Origin of the sequence: Streptomyces boluensis (assembly GCF_009908195.1) — a bacterium.
GTDB classification, from domain to species: domain Bacteria; phylum Actinomycetota; class Actinomycetes; order Streptomycetales; family Streptomycetaceae; genus Streptomyces; species Streptomyces boluensis.
The window spans coordinates 1-9145 of the sequence record NZ_JAAAHS010000317.1 but is presented as its reverse complement, the minus strand read 5'-3'; the positions used below and the strand labels follow the sequence as shown (position 1 = coordinate 9145).

The window sequence follows — 9145 nt, the reverse complement described above, 5'->3', positions numbered from 1 at the left end:
CCCCCTCCGCCACATCCTGCGCCCCGATCGGCCCGCCCCGAGCCGCGCGGCGGGCCGCGAGGCCGTGGAGGAAGGCGGCCGTGGACGCCGCGTCCACGGTGTCGAGGCCCGCGGCCAGGAGAGCGCCGGCCAGGCCCGAGAGGACGTCCCCGCTCCCCGCCGTGGCCAGCCACGACGTCCCCGTGGGGTTCACACGCACAACGCGCCCCGGAGCCGCGATCAAGGTCGTCGATCCCTTGAGCAGAACCATCGCCCCGTACGCCTCCGCGAGCCGCCGCACCGCCGCGAGCCGGCCCGCCTCGACCTCCGCCCGCTCGACCCCGAGCAGCGCCGCCGCCTCCCCGGCGTGCGGGGTCAGCACGGTCGGCGCGGTGCGCGCCCGCACCTCGTCCCGGTCGGCGAACCGCAACCCGTCCGCGTCGATCAGCACCGGCACGTCCGCGGCAAGCACGTCCCGTACGCGATCGGCGTCGTCGCCGAGGCCAGGGCCGACCACCCACGCCTGGACGCGGCCCGCCTTGGACGGGGGCCCGGCGTGCACCAGCGCCTCCGGGTACCGCGCGATCACCGCGTCCCCGGCCGGGCCCACGTACCGCACCGCGCCCGCACCGCCGCGCAGCGCGCCCGCCACCGCGAGCACCGCGGCGCCCGGGTAGCGCGCCGAACCGGCCGCGATGCCGACGACCCCGCGCCGGTACTTGTCGCTCGAAGCACCCGGCACCGGAAGCAGCCCCGCCACATCCGCGTACCGCAGTGCCTCCAGGTCGGCCTCGGCGGGCAGTTCGAGGCCGATGTCGATCAGGCGGACCGCGCCCGCGTGTTCATGCGCGGGATCCACGAGGAGACCGGGCTTGTACGTGCCGAACGTCACCGTCGCGTCCGCGCGTACCGCCTCCCCGCGCACCTCCCCGGTGTCCGCGTCGACGCCGCTCGGCAGGTCGACGGCGACGACGAACGCCCGGGAGTCCGCGGCGAGTTCCGCCAGTCGGGCCGCGTCCGGGCGAAGGCCGCCCCGGCCGCCGATGCCGACGATGCCGTCGAGGACCAGGCGGGCGTCCGCGATGTCCCGTTCGGGGGTGGAGGACACCCTGCCGCCCGCCGCGAGCAGCGCCCGCAAGCCGCCCGCGTGCGCACGCTCCGGCGCGAGCAGCACCGCCGCGACCCCGGCCCCGCGCCGCGCGAGCCGGGCGCCCGCGTACAGCGCGTCGCCGCCGTTGTCACCGCTGCCGACCAGGAGCACGATCCGGGAGCCGTAGACCTTCCCCAGCAACTCCGCGCAGGCGGCGGCGAGTCCGGCCGCCGCCCGCTGCATCAGCGCACCCGCGGGCAGCCGTGCCATCAGCTCCCGCTCGGCCGCGCGTACCGTCTCGACACCGAACGCTGTGCGCATACGAGGACGCTCACCCTTCCGCGATCACCACGGCGGAGGCGACCCCCGCGTCATGGCTCAACGACACATGCCAGCCGCGCACGCCGAGCTCCTCCGCCCGCCGCGCCACCGTTCCCTGCACGCGCAGCCGGGGCTGCCCGCTGTCCTCGACGTACACCTCGGCGTCCGTCCAGTGCAGCCCGGCCGGGGCGCCGAGCGCCTTGGCCAGGGCCTCCTTGGCCGCGAACCGGGCGGCGAGCGAGGCGATACCGCGCCGCTCACCGCTGGGCAGCAGCAACTCCGAGTCCACGAAAAGCCGTTCGGCCATCCCCGGCGTCCGCTCCAGGGACGCCTTGAACCGGTCGATCTCGGCGACGTCGATCCCCACCCCGATGATCATTCGACGGTGACCGACTTCGCGAGATTGCGGGGCTGGTCCACCTCGTTGCCCCGCGCGGTGGCCAGTTCGCAGGCGAAGACCTGCAACGGCACCGTCGCCACCAGCGGCTGGAGCAGCGTCGGCGTGGCCGGGATCCGGATCAGGTGGTCCGCGTACGGCACGACCGCCTCGTCGCCCTCCTCCGCGATCACGATCGTGCGGGCCCCGCGCGCCCTGATCTCCTGGATGTTGGACACGATCTTGTCGTGCAGGACCGAGCGCCCGCGCGGCGACGGCACGACCACCACCACCGGCACATCCGCCTCGATCAGCGCGATCGGCCCGTGCTTGAGCTCCCCCGCGGCGAAGCCCTCGGCGTGCATGTACGCCAACTCCTTGAGCTTCAGGGCCCCTTCGAGCGCGACCGGATACCCCACGTGCCGCCCCAGGAACAGCACCGTGTTCTTGTCGGCGAGCGAGCGCGCGAGCTCCCGCACCGGCTCCATGGTGTCGAGGACCCGCTCAACCGCGCCGGAGATCTCGGACAGCTCCCGGATGACCGCGTCGACCTCGTCGCCCCACTTGGTGCCGCGCACCTGCCCCAGGTACAGCGCCACCAGATAGCAGGCGACCAGCTGGGTCAGGAACGCCTTGGTGGAGGCGACGGCCACCTCGGGCCCGGCGTGCGTGTAGAGCACCGCGTCCGACTCGCGCGGGATCGTCGAGCCGTTGGTGTTGCAGATCGCCAGGACCGTGGAGCCCTGCTCACGCGCGTGCCGCAGCGCCATCAGGGTGTCCATCGTCTCGCCGGACTGCGAGATGGCGACGACCAGGGTGCGCGGGGCGAGGATCGGGTCGCGGTAGCGGAACTCGCTGGCCAGCTCCACCTCGCAGGGGATCCGCGTCCAGTGCTCGATGGCGTACTTCGCGATCAGGCCCGCGTGGAACGCCGTACCGCACGCCACGATCACGACCTTGTCGACCTCGCGCAGCACCGCGTCCGGGATGCGCAGCTCGTCGAGGGTCAGCGCACCGGACGCGCCGATCCGGCCGAGCAGGGTGTCGGCGACCGCCTTGGGCTGCTCGGCGATCTCCTTGAGCATGAAGTAGTCGTAGCCGCCCTTCTCCGCGGCCGAGGCGTCCCAGTCGATGTGGAAGGTGCGCACGTCGGCGGCGTTCCCGTCGAAGTCCGTCACCGTCACCCCGTCCCGGCGCAGCTCGACGACCTGGTCCTGGCCCAGCTCGATCGCGGAGCGGGTGTGCGCGATGAACGCGGAGACGTCCGAGGCGAGGAACGACTCGCCCTCGCCGACGCCCACCACGAGCGGCGAGTTACGGCGCGCCCCGACCACCACGTCCGGCTCGTCCGCGTGCACCGCGACCAGGGTGAACGCCCCGTCCAGGCGCCGGCACACGAGCCGCATCGACTCGGCGAGGTCGGCGCAGGCCGAGTACTCCTCGGCGAGCAGGTGCGCGACGACCTCGGTGTCCGTCTCGGAGACGAGCCGGTGGCCGCGGTCCGCGAGCTCGGCCCGCAGCGCCGCGAAGTTCTCGATGATGCCGTTGTGCACGACGGCGACCCGGCCCGCGTTGTCGAGGTGCGGGTGCGCGTTGGCGTCGGTCGGGCCGCCGTGCGTGGCCCACCGGGTGTGCCCGATCCCGCTGGTGCCGGTCGGCAGCGGACGGTCCACCAACTCCTTCTCCAGATTGACCAGTTTCCCGGCCTTCTTCGCGGCCGCCAGACCGCCGTCGGCGGCCACGGCGACACCCGCCGAGTCATAGCCCCGGTACTCGAGCCGCTTCAGTCCGGCGAGTACGACATCAAGCGCCGACTGCGAGCCGACGTACCCCACGATTCCGCACATGGCCGCAGCCTACGGCGCGGCACCGGCAGTGGGCCGTCAACCGTGGCTCGATATCCGATCCCGGGCATCGCGCAGCAGCTGCAGATACTCCAACTCCTCGCAGCGCGGCTTGCTGCCGGGCTCGTAGAGGTCGAGGCAGTCCTGCGGGTCCTCGGCGAGATCCTCGTCGGGCAGGTCGAGCGCCAGCTCGCTCCTGACCGCCTCGGCGAACGCGGCGCGTTCCACGGACCCGGATCCACGGCGGGCGAACACACGGCGGCGTACGGACATGGCGCCCCCTCAGGGCCGGGAGGCGTGCGGCTCACGCGCCCGAGGTCCGGAACGTACCCTTCTCGCCCCCGCCCGGTCTAGACCTTTTACCGCATGGCTCGTCCGCCACGTGACGCACCCCACCCACCACGACGTTCATCCAGCCGCAACAATGTTGTCGTGATCTCTTCGCCGCCCCGAAGCGCCCACCGCAGTGCGCACCGTCGCGCAGAACCGACGCCGTACGTCGATCTGACGCGCGCCGAATGGAGCGCCCTGCGCGAGAAGACGCCGCTACCGCTCACCGCCGACGAGGTCGAGCGGCTGCGCGGACTCGGCGACGTCATCGACCTGGACGAGGTGCGCGACGTCTATCTGCCGCTCTCCCGCCTCCTGAACCTCTACGTCGGCGCGACCGACGCGCTGCGCGGCGCCCTCAACACCTTCCTCGGCGACACCGGCGGCGGCCACGGCACGCAGTACGGCACGCCGTTCGTCATAGGCGTCGCCGGCTCCGTGGCGGTCGGCAAGTCCACGGTGGCCCGCCTCCTGCAGGCCCTGCTCGCCCGCTGGCCCGAGCACCCGCGCGTCGAACTCGTCACCACCGACGGCTTCCTGTGGCCCATGAAGGAACTCAAGGAGCGCGGCCTCCTCGCCCGCAAGGGCTTCCCCGAGTCGTACGACCGGCGCGCCCTGACCCGCTTCGTCGCCGACATCAAGGCCGGCAAGGACGAGGTCACCGCCCCCGTCTACTCCCACCTGATCTACGACATCGTGCCCGGCCAGCGCCTCACCGTGCGCCGTCCCGACATCCTGATCGTGGAGGGCCTCAACGTCCTGCAGCCCGCCCTGCCCGGCAAGGACGGCCGCACCCGCGTCGGCCTCGCGGACTACTTCGACTTCAGCGTGTACGTGGACGCGAAGCCGGAGGACATCGAGCAGTGGTACCTCAACCGCTTCAAGAAGCTCCGCAATACCGCGTTCCAGAACCCCGATTCGTACTTCCACCGGCACACCGCGGTCACCGAGGACGAGGCGATGGAGTACGCCCGCACCATGTGGCGCACCATCAACAAGCCCAACCTCCTGGAGAACGTGGCCCCCACCCGCGGCCGCGCCGACCTGGTGCTGCGCAAGGGCCCCGACCACAAGGTCCAGCGACTGCGCCTGCGCAAGCTCTGAGTCCGCGAACGCCCATTACGCTGCGGGCATGTTGCACCTGCGCCTGATCACCCCCGCGGACCACACCGACGAGGTGGCCCGGCTGATCGAGAAAACGGTCGGTACGGCCCATCTCGTCGTGCTCCCGGGCGCCGCCCGCGACCCGGTGGGCGACGTGGTGATGTGCGACGTGGCCCGCGAGGCGACCGACGAACTCCTCGCCGACCTACGCGCCCTCGGCATCGACAGGACCGGCGCGATCACCCTCGAGAACATCGACCTGTCGCTCTCCGACCGCGCCGAGCAGGCCGAGAAGGACGCACCCGGCGAGGGCGCGGACGCGGTGGTCTGGGAGCAACTCGCCGACGCCACCCACGAGGAGTCGACGCTCTCCCTCACCTACGTCGCCTTCCTCACCCTCGCCACGATGATCGCGGCCTGCGGTGTGGTCCTCGACAACGCCATCCTGATCGTCGGCGCGATGGCGGTGGGCCCGGAGTTCGGCCCGCTGGCCGGCTTCTGCACGGCCGCGGTCCGCCGCGCGCCCCGGCTCGCGCTGCGCTCGCTGACCGCCCTGCTCGTGGGCTTCGCGGTGGCGATGGTGGTGACGGTGGGGTTCAGCCACTTCATGGACTGGCAAGGCCTGTTCAGCGACGCCCAGTTGGGGTCCGATCGGCCCAACACCAACTTCATCTACCGGCCCGACGCGTTCTCGTTCATCGTCGCCGTCCTCGCGGGCATCGCCGGCACCCTCTCCCTGACCTCGGCCAAGTCCGGTGCCCTGGTGGGCGTGGCGATCTCGGTCACCACGGTCCCGGCCGCGGCGAACGCGGCGGTCGCCTTCAGCTACAACGAGTACGGCCAGGCCTGGGGCTCGGCCGAACAACTCCTGCTGAACCTGCTCGGCATCGTCCTGGCCGGCACGCTGACGCTGCTGGCCCAGAAGTGGCTCTGGGCCAGGCAACGCAGCAAGGCTTGAGGCCGAATATCAGCCCGTCCGGCGCTTGAGGACTAGGCCGGAGGCCGATGGAAGCGGGGTCTGGGGCGGCAGCCCCAGAGGACCGAGCCCCGGACCACCGCACCCGGACCACCGCACCCCCGGACGGAAACGTAAGACCTACCCCAGAGCCGACTTCACAACATCCGCAAGCCGCCCGGCAACCGCCCGAGCCTGCTCGATATCAGCTGCCTCGACCATCACCCGAACCAACGGCTCCGTACCGGAGGACCGCAGCAACACCCGCCCGGTGGCCCCCAGTTGACGCTCCGCCTCGGTGACCGCAGCGGCCAGCTCGGCCGAGGTGGAGACCCGGGACTTGTCGACGTCCGGCACGTTGATGAGCACCTGCGGCAGCCGCTCCATGACCCCCGCGAGCTCGCGGAGGCTACGACCGGTGGCGGCCACCCGGGCCGCGAGCATCAGACCGGTGAGCGTGCCGTCCCCGGTCGTCGCGTGGTCGAGGATGATCACGTGCCCGGACTGCTCGCCCCCGAGCGCGTAACCGTGCTCCTTCATCGACTCGAGCACATACCGGTCACCGACAGCGGTCTGTACGAGCGAGACGCCCTGCGCCTCCATCGCCAGCTTGAAGCCCAGGTTGGACATCACGGTCGCGACCACGGTGTCCCCGCGCAGCGCGTCCCGGTCCCGCATCGCGAGCGCGAGCACGGCCAGGATCTGGTCGCCGTCCACCTCGGCGCCGGTGTGGTCCACGGCGAGGCAGCGGTCGGCGTCGCCGTCGTGCGCGATGCCGAGGTCGGCGCCGTGCTCGACGACGGCGGCGCGCAGCAGCCCGAGATGGGTGGAGCCACAACCGTCGTTGATGTTCAGGCCGTCCGGCTCGGCGCCGAGCGTGATGATCTCCGCACCCGCACGCGCGAAGGCCTCGGGCGAGACCCGCGCGGCCGCGCCGTGCGCCTCGTCGAGGACGATCTTCAGGCCGTCGAGGCGGTTCGGCAGCACACCGATGAGGTGCGCGACGTACCGGTCGAAGCCCTCGTCGTACGAGCTCACGCGGCCGACGCCGGCACCGGTGGGCCGCTGCCACGGGGCGCCGGTGCGGTGCTCCTCGTAGATCGACTCGATCCGGTCCTCGAGCTCGTCGGCGAGTTTGTGGCCGCCGCGCGCGAAGAACTTGACGCCGTTGTCCGGCATCGCGTTGTGGCTGGCCGAGAGCATCACGCCGAGGTCGGCGCCGAGCGCACCGGTGAGGTACGCGACAGCCGGGGTCGGCAGGACCCCGACGCGCAGCACATCCACCCCGGCGCTCGCCAGACCGGCCACCACCGCGGCCTCCAGGAACTCCCCGGACGCACGCGGATCACGCCCGACCACCGCGGTCGGCCGATGGCCCTCGAACGTGCCCACCTCGGCGAGTACATGAGCCGCCGCTACGGAGAGTCCGAGCGCGAGCTCGGCCGTCAGATCCGCGTTGGCGACACCGCGCACGCCGTCCGTGCCGAAGAGTCGTCCCACTGGTGTCCTCCGTACTTTTATGAAGCCTTCGGAACGTCTGTTGTGCTCCGAACATTCGCCGTTGAGCGCTTATGTCGTTATACGCCCACGACCGTGGATAACACGAACGCCCCGGCAGCACAGAGTGTGCCGCCGGGGCGTTCGAGATGCAGTAGTGCAGGCAGCGATTAGCGCTTGCTGTACTGCGGGGCCTTGCGGGCCTTCTTGAGACCGGCCTTCTTGCGCTCGACCGCACGGTCGTCGCGCTTGAGGAAGCCGGCCTTCTTGAGGGCGCCACGGTTGTTGTCGACGTCGGCCTCGTTCAGGGCGCGGGCGACACCGAGACGGAGGGCACCGGCCTGGCCGGAGACGCCGCCACCGGAGATACGCGCGATGACGTCGTAACGGTCGTCGAGCTCGAGCACCTTGAAGGGCTCGTTGACTTCCTGCTGGTGCACCTTGTTCGGGAAGTAGTCCTCGAGGGTGCGACCGTTGATCTTCCACTTGCCGGTGCCCGGGACGATCCGGACGCGGGCGATGGCGTTCTTGCGACGGCCCAGGCCGGCGGCCGGCTGCGGGTCGCCGAAGCGCGCGGCGTTGGACTCCGAGGTGTACTCGCCCTCGACAGGCGCGTCCGACTCGGTGGTGTACTGCTCTACGTCGACGATCTCGGTCTCTTCGACCGGCTGCTCAACGGTGGTCTCGGCCACGATTCTCCTCAGATCTTTCTTTACGTCTTAGGGGCTGTGGCCGGAGTTACTGCGCGACCTGGGTGATCTCGAACGGCACCGGCTGCTGAGCAGCGTGCGGGTGCTGGTCGCCCGAGTAGATCTTCAGCTTCGAGATCATCTGACGGCCCAGGGTGTTCTTGGGGATCATGCCCTTGACGGCCTTCTCGACGGCCTTCTCCGGGCTCTTAGCCAGGAGCTCGTCGTAGCGGACCGAACGGAGACCGCCCGGGTAACCGGAGTGGCGGTACGCCATCTTCTGGGTCTTCTTGTTGCCGGACAGGTGAACCTTGTCGGCGTTGATGATGATGACGAAGTCGCCCATGTCCATGTGCGGGGCGTAGGTCGGCTTGTGCTTACCCCGGAGGAGGTTCGCTGCCGTGGTCGCCAGACGGCCCAGGACGATGTCCTGCGCGTCGATGATGTGCCACTGGCGAGTGACATCGCCGGGCTTGGGGCTGTACGTACGCACTTCGTAGCCTTCGCTTCTTCAGTGGATGGGGTCCAGACACACGGCACCCAGGAAGCGATCATGCAGCTGGGGCTCACAATGCCGGGGACGCTGCCCGTATGCGAGCCACTGGTAACTGCTCCAGGGAACCTACGTAAGGGCCCATCCGCGTGAGAACGATGAAGCCAATACGTATAACAAACCTCGAGACTACCCGCGCCGCCCCGTACGGGTCAAAACGCGGCTCTGGAGACCGGCACCGCCGGTTCCTCCGCGGTCCGCGGATCTGCCGCCTCCACGGTAACCGAGCCCCGCCGCGCACAGCACACGGCGACCGAAGCGGCCAGCACACACAGCGTCACCGCGTCCTGGGTGGTGCGGGCGAAGACGGTGTAGAAGTCGGCCTCGGGGGCGTTGGAGATCCAGCACTTCTCGCCGTTGAGCAGCCAGCGTGCCGGGTGCCCGTCGGGGCCCGGCCCACCGTCCGG

Annotated in this window: 9 protein-coding genes and 1 pseudogene; 2 read left to right on the top strand and 8 right to left on the bottom strand. The window is 70.9% G+C overall.

Annotated features, from left to right (window positions below; translation table 11 throughout):
- From GUY60_RS29060 to GUY60_RS29045, 4 genes are all read right to left on the bottom strand, one after another.
- Nucleotides 1-1390, bottom strand: a 1390-nt coding sequence (locus GUY60_RS29060; protein ID WP_161703117.1) for an NAD(P)H-hydrate dehydratase, incomplete at its 3' end; no start/stop codon positions are given.
- A gap of 10 nt (nucleotides 1391-1400) precedes the next feature.
- The gene (locus tag GUY60_RS29055; RefSeq protein WP_161703115.1) at nucleotides 1401-1769 is read right to left on the bottom strand and encodes a holo-ACP synthase; all 369 of its coding nucleotides are present in this window, start codon (nucleotides 1767-1769) and stop codon (nucleotides 1401-1403) included.
- Nucleotides 1766-3613, bottom strand: coding sequence for a glutamine--fructose-6-phosphate transaminase (isomerizing) (glmS, locus tag GUY60_RS29050; protein ID WP_161703113.1), 1848 nt, complete (start codon nucleotides 3611-3613; stop codon nucleotides 1766-1768). The genes GUY60_RS29055 and glmS overlap by 4 nt, the downstream gene beginning before the upstream one ends.
- Before the next feature lie 36 nt (nucleotides 3614-3649).
- On the bottom strand, nucleotides 3650-3883 hold the full coding sequence (locus GUY60_RS29045) for a hypothetical protein (RefSeq protein ID WP_188133015.1): 234 nt from the start codon (nucleotides 3881-3883) through the stop codon (nucleotides 3650-3652).
- A 159-nt stretch (nucleotides 3884-4042) separates the two neighbouring features.
- On the opposite strand from GUY60_RS29045, the gene coaA reads away from it, so the two are divergent.
- Nucleotides 4043-5044 (top strand): type I pantothenate kinase, encoded by a 1002-nt coding sequence (coaA, locus tag GUY60_RS29040; RefSeq protein WP_312866469.1) that lies wholly within the window; start codon nucleotides 4043-4045, stop codon nucleotides 5042-5044.
- 28 nt (nucleotides 5045-5072) lie between these two features.
- Nucleotides 5073-6002: a TIGR00271 membrane domain-containing protein gene (locus GUY60_RS29035; protein WP_161703109.1), complete on the top strand. Its 930-nt coding sequence runs from the start codon at nucleotides 5073-5075 to the stop codon at nucleotides 6000-6002.
- 138 nt (nucleotides 6003-6140) lie between these two features.
- Here GUY60_RS29035 and glmM read toward each other — a convergent pair whose 3' ends face one another.
- From glmM to GUY60_RS40005, 4 genes and pseudogenes are all read right to left on the bottom strand, one after another.
- Complete coding sequence (gene glmM / locus GUY60_RS29030) at nucleotides 6141-7499, bottom strand: phosphoglucosamine mutase (RefSeq protein ID WP_161703107.1); 1359 nt, start codon at nucleotides 7497-7499, stop codon at nucleotides 6141-6143.
- Between the two features lie 167 nt (nucleotides 7500-7666).
- On the bottom strand, nucleotides 7667-8188 hold the full coding sequence (rpsI, locus tag GUY60_RS29025) for a 30S ribosomal protein S9 (RefSeq protein WP_161703105.1): 522 nt from the start codon (nucleotides 8186-8188) through the stop codon (nucleotides 7667-7669).
- Between the two features lie 46 nt (nucleotides 8189-8234).
- Entirely contained in the window at nucleotides 8235-8678 is a 444-nt protein-coding gene (rplM, locus tag GUY60_RS29020) for a 50S ribosomal protein L13 (RefSeq protein ID WP_161703103.1), read from the bottom strand.
- Between the two features lie 341 nt (nucleotides 8679-9019).
- Nucleotides 9020-9145, bottom strand: a pseudogene (locus GUY60_RS40005) (acyl-CoA dehydrogenase family protein); the annotation flags it as partial.